This is a genomic window from Lacrimispora sp., from assembly GCF_032078915.1.
GTDB lineage: Bacteria > Bacillota > Clostridia > Lachnospirales > Lachnospiraceae > Lacrimispora.
The window spans coordinates 38,793-60,201 of the sequence record NZ_DAMAUN010000018.1 but is presented as its reverse complement, the minus strand read 5'-3'; the positions used below and the strand labels follow the sequence as shown (position 1 = coordinate 60,201).

The window sequence follows — 21,409 nt, the reverse complement described above, 5'->3', positions numbered from 1 at the left end:
GAAGAAAAACTTCTCCTGTCTCTACAGGCCAAACACCAATTATTTTTTATTTTTTATCCGAAGCTCGATCTGTCTGCTGATCTCTTTTACCGTATCTGAGGGTTCATAGTTTTCTTCATCAAACAGGAACTGATGAAGCCTTTTTACGTTTGATTCCAGGGTCACAGGGACAACACAGTCTCTTTTACCGATCATGACATCCTTAAGCTTTGAAGGAAATCCTTCCGTTTCAGTCAGGTGAAACCTTTTTATATTTTTCATCAGAGGAAGCAGATCCTTCATTCCGACGCTGGTGGATATCTGGGGAAGCACGGCAGCAACCACCTTGCTTAAGGTTGCCGCATCCGCTTCCCTGGCCTTTTTAAGCGCTAAGTCGACCACTTCTCTCTGGCGTTCCGTCCGTTTAAAGTCCGTATCCATTTTCCTGAGCCTTGCATAGGCAACTGCCTGGACCCCGTCTAAATGGTTAGGGCCTTCCGCTTTTAAATGATGGGAGCCGACGCCCGTTGATTCCACAGTTTCTGTAATAAAGCCGTTAATCACCCTGAATTCCTCATGGCTGATATCCACATCGATCCCGCCCAGAAGATTGATGGCATCAGCAACGGCCTTCCAGCTAAATGACGCATAATCATCAATGGTCAGATCCAGATTATCCTTTAGAGCCTCTATGGCCTGTTTCGGTCCTCCTTTAAAATATGCCTCATTGATCTTATCATAGCGCTCCTTATCGTCTATCCGTAAATAGGTGTCCCGGTAGATTGAAACAATGCGTATTTCTCCTGTTCCAAGATCTACATTAAGGATCATCTGCATATCCGACCGGGTCCCTTTTTCCAGGGTCCCTTCCCTGGAATCCACGCCAAACACCGCTACCGTCCAGTAGCCCTCCATCTTTTCCTGGGTCTCTATGCTTATATTCTGATTTTGTAGCTGAGGCATCTGCAGCTTGGGAACTTTTGGCATATGCATGATGTTCCAGGCATATCCAAGCATCGACCCAATTAAGGCGGCCCAGACTGCCGCTATCATAATCAATCCCCATTTTAAGTGTTTAGTCATGGTTCCTCCCATATCGTCAAATAAAAAGAAGAGATACTCATTCATATCTCTCCTTAATTTCCCTTTATTTTGAAATTTTATTCAAAAACATACTTGATCTCATTGGGATGGTTTATAATGTACCTGGGATGAAATGCTTCCAGTTCCGTCCGTTCACGAAAACCCCAGGTTACGGCTGCCGTGTCCATTCCGGCATTGATACCTGTCCTCATATCGGTATTGGTATCTCCAAAATAAAGGCATTCCGAAGGCTTTGCATGAAAATACTCTGCTGTCATAAAGGCTCCTGAAGGGTCAGGTTTGCATTTGACCCCATTGCCCTCCCCGGTAATTAAATCAAAAAATCCTTTGCCGTAAACGGCTTCCACACATTCAACGGCCCGTTCATGGCCTTTGTTGGTCAGAACCCCGATCTTGATTCCCTTATCCTTAAGGAATGTCAGAAACTCTGTCATCCCTTCGTATGGCTCCACCTTATAAAGGCAGTTATTCTCAAAGGTTTCCTCATAAAATGCAAGGGCTTCCTCATAATGGGTCAGCTTATCATCTCCCGAATAAATAAGGGCCCGTTCCACCAGCTTTTTAAATCCATCCCCTACAAACTTCTTGGTGTGATCCACATCGATGGGTTCATAGCCAAAATGCTCCATCGTAAGGCTTATACTGTAAGCCAGGGAATGAATGGTGTTGATAATGGTTCCGTCCAGATCAAATATACAGCATTGGTACATAATGTTCTCCTTCCTGTTCTCTTTTGGGCAATTCTATCCTGCTTCTCTAAATTATAGAACATAATCGTCTAAAAATCCACCCCAACCATACCTGCCGGAAAGCATAAAGCGCCCCAGCCGTTATGCCGGAGCGCTTTAAACAACTTACTCTGTTTCCAGATTCTTCTTCAATGCCGCCATTACGAGGCAGCCTGCAGCAGAACCAATGACAATGGCTAACAGGTATCCGAAGGGATTTCCAATGGTAGGAAGGACGAATATCCCACCATGAGGTGCCCGAAGGGTACAGCCAAGAGCCATGGAAAGGCCGCCTGCTACTGCGGAACCGACGATACAGGAAGGAATCACTCGGATGGGATCAGCGGCTGCAAAGGGGATGGCTCCCTCAGAAATAAAGGATAATCCCATAATATAGTTGACCAAGCCGGACTGACGCTCTTTCTCCGTAAATTTCTTTTTGAAAAATGTGGTGCAGAGAGCAACGGCGATTGGCGGAACCATACCGCCAGCCATAACAGCCGCCATAATATCAAAATTGCCTTCCGCCAGCTGAGCCGTACCAAACACATAAGCAGCCTTATTCACAGGACCGCCCATATCTACGGACATCATGCCTCCTACGACAACCCCCAGAATGATCTTGCTGGTGCCGCCCATACCGTTTAACAGGCCCGTAAGTCCATCGTTAATAGCGCCTACAAAAGGATTGATAAAGGTAGTTACCACAGCTACAAGGAAAATACCGATTAAAGGATACAAAAGAACAGGTTTGATTCCTTCCAGGGACTTTGGAAGCCTGCCAAACGCCTTTTTAAGCATGATCACAATGTATCCGCCGATAAAACCGGCTAACAAGGCTCCAAGGAAGCCTGAGTTTACACTTCCTCCAGCCGGGTTTGCAAACGTAGCACCCATTTTAGCAATAAGCCCGCCGACAAATCCCACTGCCAGACCGGGACGGTCTGCAATGCTCATGGCAATATATCCTGCCAGAACCGGAAGCATCATTCCAAAGGCCTGTTCCCCAATGGTTTTTAAATAAGCAGCCAGCGGAGTGTTCTTTCCAAAATTAGAAGGATCAATGGAATAATCATCAAACAGGAACGCCAGGGCGATCAAAATACCTCCGCCGATCACGAAAGGAAGCATGTGGGAAACGCCGTTCATCAAATGTTTATAGATGGAGCGGCCGACATTTTCCTGGTCTCCGCTTTCTGATGAGACAGCAGAACCGGAATGATGGTAAACAGGAGTTTCCGGGCTGACTGCCCGTTTAACCAGTTCTTCTCCCTTTTGGATGCCCTCTGTTACAGTTGCCACGACCACCCGCTTTCCGTCAAAGCGGGCCATATCCACCTTCTTATCCGCTGCGATGATGATTCCGTCTGCTGCGGCAATCTCCGCCTTTGTCAGGGCATTGCCTACTCCTTCTGCTCCGTTGGTTTCCGCCTTTAGGGGAATCCCAAGCTTCTTCCCCTGCTGCTCTAAGTTCTCAGCAGCCATAAAGGTATGGGCAATTCCAGTGGGACATGCAGTCACTGCCAAAACCTGATATCCACTGGGAACCTTTGCAGCCGGTTCCGCTTTTACTTCCTTCTTCTGATACCGTTCTGACTCTTTATCGTCAATGAGCTGTAAAAATTCTTCCTTTGATTGAGCCTTTGTTAAATCACTCTTAAAATCCGGGTCCATAAGAAGAGTGGAAAGCCTGGATAGCGCCTCTAAATGAATATCCGCTTCTCCCTCAGGTGCTGCGATCATGAAAATCAAATGTGCAAGGGAACCGTCAAAAGCCTCATAATCCACACCTTCCGGCACTACGATCGCAGAAAGGCCCGGCTCCTTTACCGCTGCCACCTTTGCATGGGGAATGGCGATTCCGTCTCCAACCGCCGTACTTCCAAGGGCTTCCCTTGCCATAATCCCTTCCTTGTATCCTGCCTTATCCTTAAGCCTTCCGCCAGCTTCCATTAAGCCGGCCAGCTTATCGATGGCTTCTTCCTTGCTGGCAGCCTTCACTCCCAGTTCAATGCTTTCCTTTTTTAACAAATCTGAAATTTTCATCAAAACCCCTCCTTTGATAATTCTTCATACAGTCTCATAATATCTTCCCTGCCTGCAAGCCCCTCTGAAAAGGCACTGGCACTTCCCGCTGCGCTTCCCAGACGCAGGGCATGCTTAAAGCTGCCGTTTTCCAGGTAACCTGCCATAAATCCAGCCACCATGGAATCTCCTGCTCCCACGGAATTCTTCACCGTTCCCTTAGGCACTCCCATCCGGAACACTTCCTCTTCTTCCGTAATCAGGATCGCTCCGTCTCCTGCCATGGAAATCAGTACATTTCCGGCACCTTTTTCCTGAAGACGCTTTCCGTAAGCAATGATCTCCTCCGGGCCATGTAAGGTTACGCCAAACATTTCTCCCAGCTCATGATTATTGGGCTTAATAAGGAACGGATGGTAAGGAAGTACATTAATAAGCAGATCCTTTGTTGCATCCACCACGATACGGACTCCCCTTCCGTCTAAAGACTCCATGATCCGCTCATAGATGTCATCGTCAATGGATTTAGGAATGCTGCCAGACAAGACCAGCACATCCCCGGCAGTCAGACGGTCCAGCTTTTCAAAAAGCTGCTTTACGTCTTCTCCGGTGATCCCAGGGCCCATGCCGTTGATTTCTGTTTCTTCCTGGGATCTAAGCTTCACATTGATCCTGGACAGCCCCTTTTCAACGCGGATAAAATCCGACTGAAATCCCAGTCCTTTCACTCCCCGTTCAATTTCATCTCCGGTAAACCCTGCCACAAAGCCCAGTGCGGTATTTTCATACCCCAAAGTCGATAAAACCGCAGATACATTGAGTCCTTTTCCCCCATAATAGATGCTTTCCTGCTCCGTTCTATTGACTGCTCCCAGTGCAAAGTGATCTACCCTTACGACATAATCCAATGCCGGATTAAATGTTACGGTGTAAATCATATGTCACCTCTCCTCTTATATATAAAATTTTATTTCTTCCCTCATTTACAATATACTACGATTGATTTATTTCGTCAATATGTTTCTTTAAGAAATATTGTTTCTTGTGTTTTTTCAGGATCTTGCACAATTTTCCTCTGAAATTTGCAAGAAAAAAATTGTCCTTTTATACCAATTGACTTATTAACATTCCAGAAGGCTTATCTCATACTATCTGCAATTTCAGCATCGTTTATTATAGAAATCACCATTAATGAAAGCTTTTGCATAAAAAAACAGGTTTGCACAGTCATCCTGACCTTGTGCAAACCTGTGGTTTCAAATACTTTTACTTAATCCTAAATCTTGCAATCTGTTCTTTAAGCATCTGGGCCTGTGCTGATAACTCCTGACTAGTCGCTGCGCTTTCCTCAGCGATAGCCGCATTGTTCTGAACAACATTTGAAATCTGATCAATGCCAGCGGTAACTTCTTCTAAAGAGGAAGACTGCACTTTTGATTTCTCTGAAATTTCAGCAATATCCGAAATAATTTCTTTGGCACCTGCCACAACCTTTCCAAGTGAAGTCGCTGTAATCTCAGCAAATTTACCGCCTTCTTCTACGGAATGAAGGGAACTTTCAATTAATCCGGTTGTATTCTTCGCTGCCTCTGCACTCTTTGAGGCAAGATTTCTTACTTCATCTGCAACTACTGCAAATCCTTTTCCTGCTTCTCCGGCTCTGGCAGCTTCAACAGCCGCATTAAGAGCCAGTATATTAGTCTGGAACGCAATATCTTCTATCGTCTTTATAATAACTCCAATCTGGCTAGAAGTTACAGTGATATCACTCATGGCTTTTAGTAGTTCTTTCATCTGTTTATTGCTATTTTCCAGTTCTATTCCTACGGCCTCAGCCTTATCATTCGCATTATTCGCGTACATTGCGCTTTCCTTAACCTGATGGGTAATTTCCATGATTTTTGCGGAAAGTTCTTCTACCGAGCTCGCCTGTTCGATTGCCCCCTGACTCAATGACTGAGAACTGTCAGAAAACTGCCCGGCACCGGATGCCACCTGTTCAGCAGCTACCCTCATTTCATTGAACGTATTATTTAGAGAATTTAATATACGGCTTAAGTCAATCTTTATTTTATTAAAATCTCCTATAAAGTCTCTATCAATTGAAATAACCAGATTGCCTGAAGCTACATGTTCAAGTACCTCTGAAATTTCATTGATATAGCTGCCCAATACTTCCGAAGTTTCCGTAAAAATCTTAGCTAACAATCCTAATTCATCATTTTTATAAATCATGTCTCCATTGCTGTGGGAAAGATCACCGTTTCTCATCTTTTCTGCCAGACCCATAACTGAATCCACTGGAGCAAGACCTTTCTTCAGCGCCATAACACTGACTAATATCAGTACGATCAAACCAGTCATACCAATACCCGCCAATGCCAAAGTCATCTTTGTTACTGAATTCATTGCCTCGCTTTCATTCACTACAAAAGCACTGGACCAGTTCACATCAGTCCCATCTACTTGAAGTGCTTTATGAATAGCCAATGCATTTTTTCCCTGAGAAAAAGAATTCTTAATTTTATCTGTTACCGAATTTCCGCTTGCTACTGCATTCCGAATCGCTTCATAATCTGAAACAGACTGCGGCACGCTGCCAACGATTCCTTTGTCTATTGTGTGAGCCAGACAGGTTCCATTGTTTGTAACAATATAGCTGTAGGAAGTTTTATATCCTCCGTCTGCGTAATTAAGACCTTCAATACTGGACATATCGATGTCGCAATTTGCAACCCCTAAAAATTCACCGTTTTTATTTACAATAGGGCTGCTCAATGTAATCAACCAGACTTTTTCACCTGTAGAAAGCTGATACTCATACGGTTCTGTTACATGAACGGATAAATTGTTCTTTACAGGTAAATAGTAATCTTCATTTCCATATGTACCATAATCATTCAAAACATCAAGACCTGTACCGGAGCCGTCACGGAATGCATAATAAGAAAGTCCGTTGGGTGTATTCGGCATATATTTGTTTGGCTCAAACGCATAATATGCTGAAAATATCTTGTTATTATTTAATACCCCCTGTAAAGAATCTTTCAGCATCTTGTCTGCTTCTACCATGTTAAGTGCCTGATATCTCTGCACCTCTAAGGATAACGCCTGGGAAAATACAAGCATACTGTCTAAATACGACTGCACTTCTTTTGCATTTTCATCTGCAATATAGTTCAGCTCCTTCTCCGTCATTCTGGTTACGGTAGTACCTGCTAGCAAACTTAAACAGGAGCACATTGCTACAATGACAATTAGGATTATAATAGCCATTGTAATTGGAATCTTTACTGAAAGTCTGTTTTTCCATAGTAATTTTCCTTCGTTCATCTTAACATCTCCTTTAAATTTTTCTCAGGTAATTGTGAAATCTTCTGCATATATTCTCTCTCTATCCCTTCTTTTTCCAGTTTCTTGTGAATTATATCGACATAAATGAGTATATTTATAAGTTATTCAGTTTCATCTTTTCTTGAAATATAAAATCCGGTTTTTAACTTTAAGAGGATTTGGATAAAAACTGCATAGAAAAAGGCCCGGAAGGGCCAGTAAAAGAACGTGGTAGGTATGTGGCAGGTAAGAAAGATCTCTCCATATAATAAACCGCCGGTTTACCGGCGGCATTGATTTACTTCTTATCATCGGAAATAGCGATCTCATGACGCCTGATGCGGTCATGGGAATCCTTTTTGCTGACAGACAAAAACAGATACAATATTTCAATCACTGTCGTAGCCGACACTCTGGAAAAACAGAATTCTCCCAAAAGAAGCTTTTCTCTTGTGGCTGTCGTAATGTGATAATCACAGGCGTGTCCAAGGGGGGATGACGAATTATTCGTAATGGCAATGGTTGGCGTATGGTTTTCCTTTGCAACTGCCACCAGAGTCATTAAGCGCTTGGAAAAACCGGAATTGGATATGATGATGATCGCATCCTCTTCCTTAAGATTGCAGGTATAAGCCATCTGTGTCTCCCAGATGGTGCCGGATACCGAGGGAATCCCCAGTTGATTGAATTTAAAGGAGCCATCCAGAGCGACCGGTATGGTATTTCCTACAGCAACCAGCTGCACGGTTCTGGCGTGTTCAATCACTGACAAAATCCGGTCTAACTCTTCCGGATCCATCATGGATATGGTCTGGGTCAGTTCCGCTACCTTATTAGCCAATATATTCTGAAGGGACTGAGCAATGCTGTCCCGGCTGATGTCATTGGAAACTTCAATGGAATTGCCCCTTTCCTCAGCCACCTCTTTTGCCAGATTGATCTTTAAGTGATGAAAACCGTTAAATCCGCACCTTCTGCAGAATCTGGATACAGTGGCATCACTAGTTCCGCTTGCCAGGGCCAGTTCCGCTACTGTCATATCGATTATTTCACTTTTATGTGCCAGGATATAATCCGCAATCTTTTTTTCCGCTTCAAAAAACGAATCATAGGATGAGCAGAGAACACCGGATACGCTAATATTTTCCTGCATAAACAATCCACCTCAAACTTTGTGCAATATTTTGTGTAATATTATTTCATAATTATATCACGATATGAAATAAATTGTAAAGAGGCGTCCTCTGCTTTTCCCTTCTATTCATTCCTTTTTCTGAAGATCATACTCCCAGGAATTGTGATCGTTACCTGTATCCTTAAGAATCATGCCGATTTCAGCAAACATCCTGCTGTCAGGCAGATTTCTCTGCCATAGACGGAAGGCTTCCTCTGACCGTATTTCCTTTGCATTAACAGGAATCCCTTCACAGTAGGCTTTATTAATATCTCCATATAATCCCGCCATCTTTTCCACCTGCTCCTCCGGCAGGTTTTTGATTTTTCCGGAAACCTGGCTGCTGATTACATCTATAAGAAATTTCATACCGTATTCCTTAAACTTTAGAAGATTTTCATCGGAGATCCCCGCTCCTTTTGCCCAGCGTTCCACATCCGTCTCCCTGGTGGTATAAACCAGTCTCCCATCCTCCGTCCATTTAAGAATGCCGTATCTGCAGGGAGAGATAGCGAAAGAATCCGCTACCACTTCACTGATGTGGTATGCATCTTCACGCTCTCCCGGTTCCGGCTTATGCTTCTTTGTCCTCTGCAAGTGCAGATGACCGCTTATGTAAAGAGGAACCTGGTAAGATTCCAAAAGCTTTATCACATCCTGGCTGTTTTCCAGGGTGCAGTCGGTTGGATATAGTATGCTTTCCTTTAACAGATTATGATGAGCCACCGGTATCACGGTTATCCCCAGATCCTTTGCCTCTTCAAGCTGCTCATCCATCCACTCCAGGGTTTCTTCTTTGATTCTTCCTCCAACCTTATTAAGGGGTTCATACTGGGCGGAGTCAAGCATTAAAAGCCAGTTTTTTTCATCCAGCTCATAAACATAGCTTAAGGAATCCTCATCCCGGCTCCGTGCCTGGTCGTATCCAAAGCGGCGGTAAATGTTATAAAATCCTTCAGGATCCACGATATCCGCAACCTCCTTTTCCTTACCGAAATAGGAGGCTGAAAAATAATTGTTGATATCATGGTTTCCTGGTATGACAAGCACCTTTACGCCCTTTTCTTCCAGTATCTCAAGTTTCTGAGCCAATGCCTCATGGCCTGCCTTTTCCCCATTAAGAGTAAGATCCCCGCTTAGAATCACGGCAGATGGCTTAAGTTCTTCCATTTCAGCCGTAAATGCGTCCATAAGCTGAGGAATATAATGGACCAGCTTTCCATCGTCACCTTTTTCCATCTCCTCAAAGGCTTCCCCATAATCTGTCAGATCCGGAGAATAATAATGGACATCAGAGGCGACTACGATCACAGGAGGTTTATATACCTCCGGCTCTTCCTCTTCTTCTATCACAGGCAGCTTAGCCGGGTGCTTTTTCCTGATCTCTTTCCTGGTTTCCGGCTTCGCCGTTTCACCATTTATCTCTGGATCAGGGTTTATATGGTCTTTTATTTCTGTACTTTCCTCCTGTCCTGATTTATCTGAGCTTTCCTCATAAGGACTGCCGGATGTTTCCCTCCTGTCACGATCGGAGGTATCCAGATGATCCACAACCATGACAATGCCAAAGCAAAGGAGTATCATGATTGTATAAATCAGGACCAGGAGCCAGTTCTTTTTTCTTTTGTTCATGCGGTTACACAAAGATCCCTTTCCACTTCCTGTCAATTTTATCCTATGGAATCATAACATGCTTTCACAAAAACGGCAACTATTTCTCCTCAATAAACGGCAGGACAGGCACGGCTTTTTTATGCTATTCATACCACCTTGTCATAGGCAGGTGATTGTTTATCCCCTTGGATAAAAGAATCTGATGGAGATCAATGACCCCATTATTAAAGGTGGCGGCACAGGAGCTTAAATATAAGTCCCACATTCTGGAAAACTCTGTACCCATTTTCTCCTCGATTTCCGGACGGTGATCATTAAAATTCTGTCCCCATAAAAGCAATGTCTTACAATAATGACGGCGAAGGCTTTCCACGTCCAAGGTGTAAAACCGGTGTTCGCTTAGAATATTGATCATTTCCCGGAGACTTGGAATGGTGCCTCCCGGGAAGATATATTTCTTCATCCACGGATCACCGGGATATTCCTTCAGAGCGCTGATGTAGTGAAGAAGGAGCAATCCGCCGGGATTTAGCACTGCCTCCGCATTTTTTACAAACAGCTCGTAATTATCCCTTCCCACATGTTCTAACATGCCAACGCTGACTACCCGGTCAAAGGTTCTTCCACAGCTTTTTAAATCCCGGTAATCCATTAATTCCACAGACACCCTGCCAGTAAGGCCCTCCTCTTCGATCCGTTCTTCAAATTTCTTTTTCTGCTCTTTGCTTAAGGTGATCCCAACTCCCTGCACCCCGTATTCCTTGGCAGCCTTAATCAGTAAAAATCCCCAGCCGCAGCCGATATCCAAAAGGGTCATATCCTTTTTTAAGTAAAGCTTCTTTAATATTCTCTCCACCTTATTGCACTGGGCATCGTGTAAGGTATCACTATCCGTCTTAAAATATCCACAGGAATAGCTTAAGGTATCGTCAAGCCAAAGGCGGTAGAAATCATTGCCGATATCATAATGGGAAGTGACCTCCTTCTCCTGATTCTTTTTAGACTGGGATGAAAAAATCAGCTTCCTAAGCTTTCCCTGATCCATTGAAAATTTCCCCATCTGGCCCAGGAAATGATTCAAAGCGTGATACAGATCCCCTTCCACCTCCAGGGTTCCTTTCATATAGGCTTCTCCCAGTGCCAGCGAAGTGCTGGTCAGCAAATCCTTGCCCTCAATATCTTCTTTTAAGTTCACAATAAACGCCGGATTCCCTTCCCCGATATGATAGGTCTCTCCGCGGAGCTTTACATCAAAAGGGTGCTCGTCAAATCTCTGAAGAAAGGAAATTAAAAAGTTGTCTGTCATGGTTTTCATGGCTTTTCCTCCAATCTGCTCTTTATTCCTAATGAGATTTTTACCCGTTTTTTATGATTTATAAGCCTTGTTTTCAGCAAAGTTCCATTTTTTCAATATCAGAGGCATTCCGCAAGACATTTTTAATGATCTGTGTTAGAATCTAATAAATTACTTACAGGAGAATACAATCATGAATAAGCAGAACAATTTATACGGACATCTGGCCGCCGGATTCTCCATATTCGTATGGGGAACCACTTTTATCTCAACCAAAGTTCTTCTTGAGGCTTTTACTCCTCTTGAAATTTTGTTTTTCCGCTTTCTCATCGGCTATGCTGCCTTATGGCTGGCTTGTCCCCGCCTTTTGCGGACAAAAAGCAAAAAACAGGAATGCCTTTTCGCAGCCGCCGGAATATGCGGTGTTACCTTATATTTTCTTATGGAGAATTTTGCACTTACCATAACCCTTGCTGCCAACGTCAGCGTGATTATTGCCGTAGCCCCATTTTTTACAGCCCTGTTTGACTGGATGTTTTTTAAAGGGGAAAAACCCGGTCCCCGGTTTCTGGCCGGTTTTTTAATTGCTATCATTGGAATCAGCCTGATCAGCTTTCAGAAGTCATCCGGAATGAAGATAAACCCCAAGGGAGATTTTCTTGCACTTGCTGCCGCTGTTACCTGGGCCGCTTATTCCGTAATCACAAAAAAAATAGGAGAATACGGCCATGGGACCGTTGAAACAACAAGGCGCATTTTCTTCTACGGCCTTCTGTTCATGGTTCCTGCACTGGCAATTCTCCCTTTCCGTCTAGGCTTTTACCGCCTTGCTGACACAAAGAATTTATTAAATATTCTGTTTTTGGGCCTGGGTGCTTCCGCTCTATGCTTTGCCACCTGGAATTTTGCCGTTAAGGAGCTGGGCTCCGTAAAGACCAGTGTCTACATCTATGCAGTCCCGGTAATCACCGTGATCTCATCCATGCTCCTGCTGGACGAACGTATCAGTTTCCAGTCTGCCTGCGGAATCGTAATGACCCTGGCCGGTCTTATGGTTTCGGAAAGCAAAGCCCGGTCAAAAGGCCTTCGGCTCTGGCAGAAAAAACAAGGTTCTGCCCAAAATTAATTTCCTCATCTCCCAGAGTGCATACGGAAAGTACATAGTCCCCCTTCACCATGGTCTGATGGAAGGATGCACCTGGGACAGAACATGCAAAAGAAGCCTCCTCCTTCCATTCAAAAGAAATGGTCGTCAGGGGGACGGTAATACCTAGGCCTGCCGCTTTTAAGTAGCTTTCCTTTAATGTCCATATGCGAAAGAAATACTGGGAACGCTCTGATTCCGGTATTTCCTCCATGCGGTGTCTTTCAGCCTCAGAAAAAACCTTTTTAAGGATATTTTGCCGAAAGGGCCGTATCCTCTCCACATCGATTCCCACCTGCATGTCTCCAATTGCACAGGCCACCAGGCCATCTGTATGGCTGATGTTATAATGGATGTGAGGAAAGTCCTTTAAATATGGTTTGCCATGCTCTCCTTTTAAAATGACCGGCTGGTCATTTAATTCAGAGCCGATTCCATATAAATCCTTAAGTCCCATTCGAAGAAGCTCTTTTCCAAGCCCATGCTCCTGCTCCCTCTTTTCCTTTCTTTGGGTTGCTTCATACTTTTCCAGATAAATCCGTACCATACCGTCTTAAACCTTTGTTTAAATCCCTGTCCTGTTCCATGTCCGGTTTTCCACCGGACTTCCATGACCGAAATATACCTTTCTTGCGCCAAGTGCGCTAATCTTATCCGCGCTTTTTAACATCTCCGCCCTGTCCCAATACACCAGGGACAGCCCGGGATAAAACATATTCATCAGTGCATCACCTACTATGACAGCCTTTTCATCAAGATCAATTCCTATGGACCCTCTGGTATGACCCGGCAGCCCCATGATCCTGGCATTGATTCCATAATCCTTCAGCCAGTCTCCTTCATTTATAAAAATTTCCGGGGTGAACTCCGGTATCCGGTCCGTTTCAGAGCTTTTCGCTGTAACCTCCGCAATCGCCATTCCCAGCATCCCCTGAAAACGGACAGGTTCCATAAAATTGTCCTTTATAAGGTTTAAATCTTCTTTATGAAGGGCCACCGGTACTCCCAGTTCCTTCCTAAGATAAGCTGTATTCTGTACATGATCCGCATGACCATGGGTGAGCACGATCAGTTCCACCTTCGTTTTCCGGCACTGGGCCAGTACTTTTTCTTCAAGTCCGTTCCTTCCTGTATCCACAAGAACGGCTCTTCCATGTTCCTCAATCAGATAGCTGTTCACACTTCCGCATCTGATCCGTTTTACTTCTGCCAACTTTTTCATCTCACTTTCAAATACATTATTTCTCTGCCGGAAAATGCCTTTGGCACTATTACGCTATTGTTCATTGTATTGAAAGAAAGCTTTGTATATTCCCGATTTTTCCTCTATCTTTTTCTGTAAATACAATCAATTACTTCGTTAACCGCCTTCGCAGATACCAGTTTAAAAGCACCTGTTTTCTGGTTTTTTCAAAAAGGCTTTGGCTTCTTATGACTTATAGCATATCATCCTTTGTCCCTTTCATCAATTATCAATTCCTTTTCCAATCGGGAACAAAGAGTCTGCGAAACAAAATTTTGCGCTTAAGCTTTGCTGCTTCAGAAGCAAAAAAGGCCCGGCAGGTCTAAAATGCCTGACCTGCCGGGCCTTTCCTTATTCCTTATGACCGCCGGATATGGAATGCATCCATTCCCGGATAAACCGCACTTTCTCCCAGTTCTTCTTCAATCCGAAGCAGCTGGTTATATTTTGCCACACGTTCGCTTCTGCTAGGCGCGCCTGTCTTGATCTGACACGTATTAAGAGCAACCGCCAGATCTGCAATGGTGGTATCTTCCGTTTCACCGGAGCGGTGGGAAGCTATGGCCGTGTAACCTGCACCGTGGGCCATCTTAATCGCCTCAAGAGTTTCTGATACAGAACCGATCTGGTTCAGCTTAATCAGAATGGAGTTGCCGCATCCGTTTAAGATTCCTCTCTTTAAACGCTCTGTATTCGTTACAAATAAGTCGTCTCCAACCAGCTGGATCTTGCTGCCCAGTTCTTTTGTAAGCAATTCCCAGCCTTCCCAGTCTTCTTCATCAAGAGCATCCTCAATGGAATAAATGGGATATTTTTCACATAGCTTTTTCCAGTGTTCGATAAGTTCTTCCGAGGTAAAATGCTTGCCGCACTTAGGAAGGATATACTCGCCCTTCTTTGCACCCTTCCACTCACTGGAAGCCGCATCCATAGCCAGAACAAAATCACGCCCTGGTTCATATCCTGCTTTTCTGATGGCCTCAAGAATCAGTTCAATAGCCGCCTCGTCACTATCCACATCCGGGGCAAAACCGCCTTCATCTCCTACTGCGGTAGCCAGGCCCTTTGCCTTTAATATGGACGCCAGGCAATGGAATACTTCTGTACACCACCTAAGACCTTCTTTAAAACTGGAGGCCCCTGCCGGCATGATCATAAATTCCTGTACATCTACAGTATTGGCAGCATGAGCTCCGCCGTTTAAAATATTCATCATAGGAACCGGGAGACGATTGCCGGTTATTCCGCCTAAGAAACGGTAAAGGGGAATTCCCATACTCATGGCCGCCGCCCTGGCACATGCGATGGATACTGCCAATATGGCATTGGCTCCCAGTCGGGACTTATCCGGTGTCCCATCTGCGTTTATCATTGCCTGGTCAATGGCGTAAATATCGGAAGCATCCATTCCCGTGATCGCATAATGGATCACTGTGTTGATATTATGAACCGCATTTAAGACGCCTTTTCCGCCATAACGGGCCTTGTCCCCATCCCGAAGCTCCAGAGCCTCAAATTCACCGGTAGAAGCACCGCTTGGCGCCGCTCCCCTGGCCATAGTCCCGTCTGCAAGATGTACCTCAGCCTCTACGGTAGGATTTCCTCTGGAATCAATAATTTCTCTTCCTATTACTTTTTCAATCTCCAGATAATTCATGATTTATCTCCTTTTCTTTTAAATGGTTTCAACTATGAAAAGGATCCCTTAGGGGAATTCTTTTCAATTTACGTTATCAACTTTCATCATCATACAGGTAACATCTCTGATGCCGTTCTCTTAGCTGCCGGCTTAGTCAAAATTTTGAACTGCCTTGGCAGCCATACTCCATTAATATGGCTTATTTCCAATATTATTATGAGTTAGTTTGTCCTAATTCACAGAATGATCATATCACATTTTACCAGAAATTTCAACACAGGTATTGATAATTATTACTGATTTTTCCTTTATTGAGAAAAAAAGCTTCTGCCCCTGCGTTATACAGGAACAAAAGCTTGAAATTTCTGCAGGACCAACCAATGAATATTTTAAAATCTGTAATTACAGATACGCCTGTAATATGAAGTTTACAATAAACAGAATGGTTGCTATTACAATAATAGGATTTAACTCATTTGCTTTCTTTTTACAGATCTTTACGATGCAGTAGAAGATAAATGCTGTTGCAATTCCATAGGAAATACTGTAACAAAGTGCCATAAACACGCCTGCAAAGAAGGCAGGAACTGATTCTTCCAACTGACTCCAATCGATCTCCTTGAACGAAGAAATCATCATACAGCCAACAATAACAAGAGCCGGAGCCGTTGCCACGGATGGAATCGCACTGATAAAGGAGGCTAAGAATGCACTTACGGCAAAGCAGATCGCTACAACTACGGAAGTAAGCCCGGTACGCCCGCCAACTCCGATACCTGCCGCACTTTCCACATAAGTGGTTGTGTTTGAGGTACCAAAAATGGCTCCAATGGAAGTCGCTGTTGCATCTGCAAATAACGCTTTATCCATCTTGGAAGAGAACCCTTTGCCTGACTCTAAGGAAGCTTCATCTTCCACACTAAAGATTCCGCTTCTGCGGCCTGTTCCAATAAAAGTTCCGATTGTATCAAAGGTATCGGATAAACTGAATGAAAAAATCGTAATTAACACCAGAGGGAGCTTAGCCGCATCGCCAAATAAAGCGGGAAGTCCTTCTGCCGTAAAAATAACTCCGAACGTTGTTGGAAGCACTGATAAAGCTTCTGAAAAGTTAACGGTATCTCCTGTCTTTGTAATGCCTAATGGAATACCGATCAAAGTTGTTATAATAATACCAATTAAAATACCGCCTTTTACATCCATAACAGTTAATATAACAATTAATACAAGACCAATAATAAATAAGATAAGAGCTTTTGTTGAAATCACAGACATTGCGGGAACGCCTGCTGTAAAATTGATGGCACCTGCATTCAGAAGGCCTATGTATGCAATAAAGATACCAATGCCTCCGCCGATGGCATTCTGCAGGCTTACAGGAATGGCCTTGATAATATACTTACGTATACTGGTTACTGTGATGAAAATGTTAAGGAGTCCACAGACGAAAACCATTGACAAAGCCTGCTGCCATGTGAATTTCAGTCCAAAACAAACAGTGTAAACGAAAAAAGCATTCAAACCCATACCTGGTGCCTGAGCATAGGGTACATTGGCTACAAGCCCCATAATTAAAGTCCCTATAATCGCAGAAATAATGGTTGCTAAAAATACTGCTCCCCACTCCATGCCTGCCTGGCTTAAGGTATTCGGATTCACGATAATTATGTACGCCATGGCAAAAAATGTGGTAATTCCAGCAATAATCTCAGTAGTAACATTCGTTCCATTTTCCTTGAGTTTAAAAAACTGCTCCATGGTAAAACTCCTTTTCATTTTATTTTGAGAGATTCTCATTTTTAAGTTACCATTCTATTATAACTGGTTCTTCTCATTTCTTCAAGAAAATTTAATAAAATTTTAATGTTTTATTTATTATTTATTTTAATCTGATTTATTAGTGTATTTAATATTCATAAGGTTAATAATTAATTATGCTTATTTAATATAGGCTGTTGACGTGTATACTTACAGTTTGACTGTTGTTTCAGTGGAAGCCTGAGTGTATGAGGGGCAGGTACGTGTTACTATGTGGGAAGCTCATCCTTTTGGTCTTGTTTTTGGTATAAAAAAGCCGGGGAGGTACAAAGAATAAGCTTCTATTGTACCTTCCCGGCTTTCCTGTCTTAAATATCACAGCAGCCAGAAGACTGTTTTATCTTCTCCATATTCCAGCTTAAAACGGAGCCTGCCAAAAAACTCCTCCAGAGCTTCATAAAGCCCTTCCCACTGTCCGCTGCTGGTTGTTTCCTGGAATGATTCGATCCAGCAGGACTGTTTCCCGCAGGCGTCCCTTAAATGAACCTTAAAATCCAGGCCCTTGCTTTTCATAAATTCATTGCATTGTAAGATTTCGGTGATAGAAACTATCTTCATATACGCCTCTATTCCTGGCCCTTATACTTCCTTGCCTGCTCCTCAATGTACTCCAGATCATCAAAATAATTGATCTTCATAGCTTCTTTCACGCCCTTTAGAGTCCGGGCTGCCATTGCCTCTGCCTTATCGCTTCCTTCTTTTAATATCTGGTATACGTATGGGATATTGGCCTCGTATTCTTTTCTTCTTCTGCGGATAGGCTCTAACTCTGCCTGAAGAATGCTGTTTAAGAACCGCTTCACTTTCACATCGCCTAAACCGCCCCGCCTGTAGTGGTCTTTAAGCTCGTCAAGATTTTTATAGTCCGGCAGATATTTTTCAAAGTCTTCATCTTTGCAGAATGCATCAAGGTAGGTGAATACCGTATTTCCTTCCACTTCTCCGGGGTCGGAAACCTGGATGTGATTCGGGTCTGTATACATGCTCATGACCTTTTTCTTTACTTCCTCTTCCGGATCGGATAAATAAATGCAGTTTCCAAGGGACTTGCTCATCTTAGCTTTTCCGTCGGTTCCTGGCAGACGTAAGCAGGCCTTATTATTCGGAAGCAGGATCTCCGGCTCCACAAGGGCTTCGCCGTAGACGGAATTGAACTTCCGTACAATTTCCCTGGTCTGCTCGATCATGGGCTCCTGATCCTCTCCTACGGGCACTGTGGTGGCCTGGAACGCTGTAATGTCAGCTGCCTGGCTGATCGGATAGGTGAAGAAGCCTACCGGGATGCTGGTTTCAAAGTTTCTCATGGCGATCTCGGATTTTACCGTAGGATTCCGCTGCAGCCTTGATACGGTTACCAGGTTCATATAGTAAAAGGACAGTTCTGTAAGCTCCGGGATCTGGGACTGGATGAAAAGGGTGCATTTTTTCGGGTCCAGACCGCAGGAAAGGTAATCCAGCGCAACCTCTATGATATTTTGACGAACTTTTTCCGGATTATCAGCATTGTCCGTAAGTGCCTGGGCATCCGCTATCATAATAAAAATTTCGTCAAATTCACCGGAATTCTGCAGCTCCACCCTGCGCTTTAATGAACCAACATAGTGGCCGATGTGAAGCTTACCGGTGGGCCGGTCTCCTGTTAAAATAATCTTTCCCATTTTTACCTCCAGATGTTTTGTATCGTAAATCCGTAGTGCAGGGATCGAATCCGGAGGATTCGATCCCTCACGGGCATTCGCCCTATGAAACAGGCCATGAAAAGATTTTCTTATGTGCTAGCACAACGAAAATCTTTTCATGCCCAGTTTCGCACTACTCATTGCTTTCGTGGATATTATACCATTCATTCGATATTTGTCAATCGAACGTCTTATTTTACCTGAAATATTCCCTCCGCATAATTCACAGAAGCCATAGCATCCCTGCAGTACTGATCCGCACCAATGGTTTTTGCATATCCTTCCGTAAGAACTGCACCTCCTACCATTACCTTTGTGGAAGGAGCTGTTTCCCTAAGCCGTCTGATGGTCTCTTCCATACTGGGAACGGTTGTGGTCATGAGGGCACTTAAGCCTACCAGCTTTACTTCGTCTCTCACTGCGGTTTCCACGATCTTTTCCGGAGGAACGTCTTTTCCCAGGTCAATGACGTCATAGCCGTAGTTTTCCAGGAGGACCTTAACTATATTCTTTCCGATATCGTGAATATCTCCCTTGACCGTAGCCAGGATGATCCTTCCCTTTTTCTCCTGTGCCACGCCGCCTTCCGCCATCTTCTCTTTAATGACCTCAAAGGCTGCCTTGGCTGCTTCTGCACTCATCAGAAGCTGCGGAAGGAATACTGTTCCATTTTCAAAGCCCTTCCCTACCCGGTCCAGCGCCGGGATCATCTCTCCATTTATAATGGTCAAAGGCTCCTGCTCTCGTAAAAGCTCTGTCACTGCCGCATGTGCACGGTCCTTAAGGCCTTTTGCAATGCTTTCTGACAGGGACATCTCCCCTCCGGAAACGCCTCCTGACAAAGATGAGGTTCCCTGCCTTACCGTCTCACCGAGAGTCGCTACCTGGCCGCTGTAAACGGAGATATATCCGCTGCACTGAGGATCCATATCCGCAAGAGTACGATAGCTGTAATAGGAACGCATCATGGCTTCTGAATTCGGGTTTATGATAGCCGCGCTTAAGCCGTTTTGAAGGGCCATTGTGAAAAAGGCGGCATTGATGATTTCTCTCTGTGGGAGCCCAAAAGAAATGTTGGAAACGCCCAGTATGGTCCTGCCTCCCAGCTCATCCCGGACCCTTCTTAAAGTTTCAAGGGTCGTCAGTGCACCCCGGCTGTCAGAGCTGACCGTCATGCAGAGAGCGTCTATAATAATGTCCTTCTTCTCAATTCCATATTCTGCGGCCTTATCGTAGATTTTCTTTGCAACAGCGATCCTGCCTTCTGCTGTTTCAGGAATGCCGTTTTCATCAAGGGCAAGAGCGACCACAACGCCTCCATATTGTTTTACCATAGGAAAAATAGCCTCCATCACTTCCTTTTTCCCATTTACGGAATTAATAAGAGGCTTTCCATTATAAACCCTCATTGCCCGCTTCATTGCCTCTATATTGGAGGTATCGATCTGCAGAGGCAGGTCGATGATGCTCTGAAGCTCCCTTATCACTTCCACCATCATGGAAGGCTCATCAATTTCAGGAAGCCCTACATTCACATCCAGGACGTGCGCTCCATTGTCCTGCTGAGCCACTCCCTCACGGAGAATATATTCCAGGTTATGATCCCGAAGGGCCTGCTTAAATTTGGATTTTCCCGTTGGATTAATTCTCTCTCCAATGATGACCGGGTCATTGTCGATCACAACCGCCTGTGCATAGGAAGAGATCACGGTACGTTTTTTCTTAACCGGCAGCCTTACAGGAAAATCTTTGCAAAGAGCCACTGTTTTCTCAATATGTTCCGGCGTGGTTCCGCAGCAGCCGCCGATCACACAGGCTCCTTCCTCCGCAATTTCCTTCATGGCAGCCGCAAACTCATCCGCATCGATATCATATACCGTTTTTCCGGCTTCGCTTCTTGGAAGACCTGCATTGGGATTGACAATGACCGGTATGGAAACCACCTTCATGATATCCCTTAAAATGCCCTTCATCTGTATCGGACCCAGGCCGCAGTTGATTCCCAGGGCGTCAACCCCCAGCCCTTCTAAAAGGGCAACGGTAGATTCAACATTTCCTCCGGTTAAAAGCTTTCCTTTATCATCAAAAATCGTGGTCACAAATACGGGAAGACTACAGTTTTCCTTTGCAGCCAGTACAGCCGCCTTGGCCTCATAGCTGTCGCTCATGGTCTCAATGAGCACCAGATCCGCTCCCTCCCGCTCTCCGATTTTAACTACCTGGGAAAACATTTTGTAGGCATCTTCAAAGTCCAGATCTCCCAAAGGCTTTAGAAGCTTTCCTGTAGGGCCTAAATCAAGGGCAATATACCCCTTTTCCTTTCCGGCCGGATAGATAGCTGTCTCAACAGCATTCCTGGCATTTTTTAAGGCTGCAGTCACTACCTCTTCCAGATCGAATTCCGCACCTTTGTAAAATTTCAGCCCATTGGCTCCAAAGGTATTTGTTTTTATGATGTCCGCACCTGCTTCCAGATAATCACGGTGAAGCTTCGTAATGATATCCGGATGCTTTACATTCCAGGTTTCCGGCAGTTCTCCCGGTTCAAGTCCGTTTGCCTGCAAAAGGCTTCCTGTCCCGCCGTCAAAAAATACCATCCTCTTCTTTATCTCTTCTAAAATCGCTGCCATACATT

General features: G+C 44.4%; 16 protein-coding genes. 1 reads left to right on the top strand and 15 read right to left on the bottom strand.

Translation table 11 applies throughout. The features are described from left to right. Positions 1 to 39: 39 nt before the first annotated feature. The 8 genes from RT269_RS09635 to RT269_RS09600 form a co-directional block, all read right to left on the bottom strand. Positions 40 to 1,107: an LCP family protein gene (locus RT269_RS09635; RefSeq protein ID WP_313182196.1), complete on the bottom strand. Its 1,068-nt coding sequence runs from the start codon at positions 1,105 to 1,107 to the stop codon at positions 40 to 42. A 32-nt stretch (positions 1,108 to 1,139) separates the two neighbouring features. Then, positions 1,140 to 1,793, bottom strand: coding sequence for an HAD family hydrolase (locus RT269_RS09630; protein ID WP_313182195.1), 654 nt, complete (start codon positions 1,791 to 1,793; stop codon positions 1,140 to 1,142). A gap of 144 nt (positions 1,794 to 1,937) precedes the next feature. After that, positions 1,938 to 3,857 (bottom strand): PTS fructose transporter subunit IIABC, encoded by a 1,920-nt coding sequence (locus RT269_RS09625; RefSeq protein ID WP_313182193.1) that lies wholly within the window; start codon positions 3,855 to 3,857, stop codon positions 1,938 to 1,940. After that, the gene (pfkB, locus tag RT269_RS09620; RefSeq protein WP_313182191.1) at positions 3,857 to 4,774 is read right to left on the bottom strand and encodes a 1-phosphofructokinase; all 918 of its coding nucleotides are present in this window, start codon (positions 4,772 to 4,774) and stop codon (positions 3,857 to 3,859) included. The genes RT269_RS09625 and pfkB overlap by 1 nt, the downstream gene beginning before the upstream one ends. 328 nt (positions 4,775 to 5,102) lie before the next feature. Beyond that, positions 5,103 to 7,169: a methyl-accepting chemotaxis protein gene (locus RT269_RS09615; RefSeq protein WP_313182190.1), complete on the bottom strand. Its 2,067-nt coding sequence runs from the start codon at positions 7,167 to 7,169 to the stop codon at positions 5,103 to 5,105. A 298-nt stretch (positions 7,170 to 7,467) separates the two neighbouring features. Next, positions 7,468 to 8,322, bottom strand: a complete 855-nt coding sequence (locus RT269_RS09610) for a MurR/RpiR family transcriptional regulator (RefSeq protein ID WP_313182188.1) — start codon at positions 8,320 to 8,322, stop codon at positions 7,468 to 7,470. A gap of 108 nt (positions 8,323 to 8,430) precedes the next feature. Further along, on the bottom strand, positions 8,431 to 9,975 hold the full coding sequence (locus tag RT269_RS09605) for a metallophosphoesterase (RefSeq protein ID WP_313182186.1): 1,545 nt from the start codon (positions 9,973 to 9,975) through the stop codon (positions 8,431 to 8,433). A gap of 124 nt (positions 9,976 to 10,099) precedes the next feature. Continuing rightward, complete coding sequence (locus RT269_RS09600) at positions 10,100 to 11,272, bottom strand: cyclopropane-fatty-acyl-phospholipid synthase family protein (protein WP_313182184.1); 1,173 nt, start codon at positions 11,270 to 11,272, stop codon at positions 10,100 to 10,102. Positions 11,273 to 11,444: 172 nt separating this feature from the next. On the opposite strand from RT269_RS09600, the gene RT269_RS09595 reads away from it, so the two are divergent. Further along, the gene (locus RT269_RS09595) at positions 11,445 to 12,377 is read left to right on the top strand and encodes a DMT family transporter (RefSeq protein WP_313182183.1); all 933 of its coding nucleotides are present in this window, start codon (positions 11,445 to 11,447) and stop codon (positions 12,375 to 12,377) included. Here the strand turns inward: RT269_RS09595 and RT269_RS09590 are convergent. From RT269_RS09590 to RT269_RS09560, 7 genes are all read right to left on the bottom strand, one after another. Next, positions 12,301 to 12,942: a 4'-phosphopantetheinyl transferase family protein gene (locus tag RT269_RS09590; protein ID WP_313182182.1), complete on the bottom strand. Its 642-nt coding sequence runs from the start codon at positions 12,940 to 12,942 to the stop codon at positions 12,301 to 12,303. The genes RT269_RS09595 and RT269_RS09590 overlap by 77 nt on opposite strands. Positions 12,943 to 12,960: 18 nt before the next feature. After that, positions 12,961 to 13,617 (bottom strand): MBL fold metallo-hydrolase, encoded by a 657-nt coding sequence (locus tag RT269_RS09585; protein WP_313182180.1) that lies wholly within the window; start codon positions 13,615 to 13,617, stop codon positions 12,961 to 12,963. A 379-nt stretch (positions 13,618 to 13,996) separates the two neighbouring features. Continuing rightward, on the bottom strand, positions 13,997 to 15,295 hold the full coding sequence (gene eno / locus RT269_RS09580) for a phosphopyruvate hydratase (protein WP_313182179.1): 1,299 nt from the start codon (positions 15,293 to 15,295) through the stop codon (positions 13,997 to 13,999). A 384-nt stretch (positions 15,296 to 15,679) separates the two neighbouring features. After that, positions 15,680 to 17,035 carry an NCS2 family permease gene (locus tag RT269_RS09575; protein ID WP_313182177.1) on the bottom strand — a complete coding sequence of 452 codons (1,356 nt, stop codon included), beginning with the start codon at positions 17,033 to 17,035 and terminating at the stop codon, positions 15,680 to 15,682. Between the two features lie 375 nt (positions 17,036 to 17,410). Then, positions 17,411 to 17,653, bottom strand: coding sequence for an RDAC family protein (locus RT269_RS09570; RefSeq protein WP_313182176.1), 243 nt, complete (start codon positions 17,651 to 17,653; stop codon positions 17,411 to 17,413). A gap of 8 nt (positions 17,654 to 17,661) precedes the next feature. Then, positions 17,662 to 18,753 carry a tryptophan--tRNA ligase gene (trpS, locus tag RT269_RS09565; RefSeq protein ID WP_313182175.1) on the bottom strand — a complete coding sequence of 364 codons (1,092 nt, stop codon included), beginning with the start codon at positions 18,751 to 18,753 and terminating at the stop codon, positions 17,662 to 17,664. 212 nt (positions 18,754 to 18,965) lie between these two features. Next, a complete protein-coding gene (locus tag RT269_RS09560) occupies positions 18,966 to 21,404 on the bottom strand; it encodes a homocysteine S-methyltransferase family protein (protein ID WP_313182174.1) in 2,439 nt (812 codons plus the stop codon). Positions 21,405 to 21,409 lie beyond the last annotated feature (5 nt).

What these genes read in the sequence shown, in the direction of transcription:
- RT269_RS09635 (WP_313182196.1), bottom strand. Translation starts at nt 1,107, where the DNA reads ATGAATGAGTATCTCTTCTTTTTATTTGACGATATGGGAGGAACCATG.
- RT269_RS09630 (WP_313182195.1), bottom strand. Translation starts at nt 1,793, where the DNA reads ATGTACCAATGCTGTATATTTGATCTGGACGGAACCATTATCAACACC.
- RT269_RS09625 (WP_313182193.1), bottom strand. Translation starts at nt 3,857, where the DNA reads ATGAAAATTTCAGATTTGTTAAAAAAGGAAAGCATTGAACTGGGAGTG.
- pfkB (WP_313182191.1), bottom strand. Translation starts at nt 4,774, where the DNA reads ATGATTTACACCGTAACATTTAATCCGGCATTGGATTATGTCGTAAGG.
- RT269_RS09615 (WP_313182190.1), bottom strand. Translation starts at nt 7,169, where the DNA reads ATGAACGAAGGAAAATTACTATGGAAAAACAGACTTTCAGTAAAGATT.
- RT269_RS09610 (WP_313182188.1), bottom strand. Translation starts at nt 8,322, where the DNA reads ATGCAGGAAAATATTAGCGTATCCGGTGTTCTCTGCTCATCCTATGAT.
- RT269_RS09605 (WP_313182186.1), bottom strand. Translation starts at nt 9,975, where the DNA reads ATGAACAAAAGAAAAAAGAACTGGCTCCTGGTCCTGATTTATACAATC.
- RT269_RS09600 (WP_313182184.1), bottom strand. Translation starts at nt 11,272, where the DNA reads ATGAAAACCATGACAGACAACTTTTTAATTTCCTTTCTTCAGAGATTT.
- RT269_RS09595 (WP_313182183.1), top strand. Translation starts at nt 11,445, where the DNA reads ATGAATAAGCAGAACAATTTATACGGACATCTGGCCGCCGGATTCTCC.
- RT269_RS09590 (WP_313182182.1), bottom strand. Translation starts at nt 12,942, where the DNA reads ATGGTACGGATTTATCTGGAAAAGTATGAAGCAACCCAAAGAAAGGAA.
- RT269_RS09585 (WP_313182180.1), bottom strand. Translation starts at nt 13,617, where the DNA reads ATGAAAAAGTTGGCAGAAGTAAAACGGATCAGATGCGGAAGTGTGAAC.
- eno (WP_313182179.1), bottom strand. Translation starts at nt 15,295, where the DNA reads ATGAATTATCTGGAGATTGAAAAAGTAATAGGAAGAGAAATTATTGAT.
- RT269_RS09575 (WP_313182177.1), bottom strand. Translation starts at nt 17,035, where the DNA reads ATGGAGCAGTTTTTTAAACTCAAGGAAAATGGAACGAATGTTACTACT.
- RT269_RS09570 (WP_313182176.1), bottom strand. Translation starts at nt 17,653, where the DNA reads ATGAAGATAGTTTCTATCACCGAAATCTTACAATGCAATGAATTTATG.
- trpS (WP_313182175.1), bottom strand. Translation starts at nt 18,753, where the DNA reads ATGGGAAAGATTATTTTAACAGGAGACCGGCCCACCGGTAAGCTTCAC.
- RT269_RS09560 (WP_313182174.1), bottom strand. Translation starts at nt 21,404, where the DNA reads ATGGCAGCGATTTTAGAAGAGATAAAGAAGAGGATGGTATTTTTTGAC.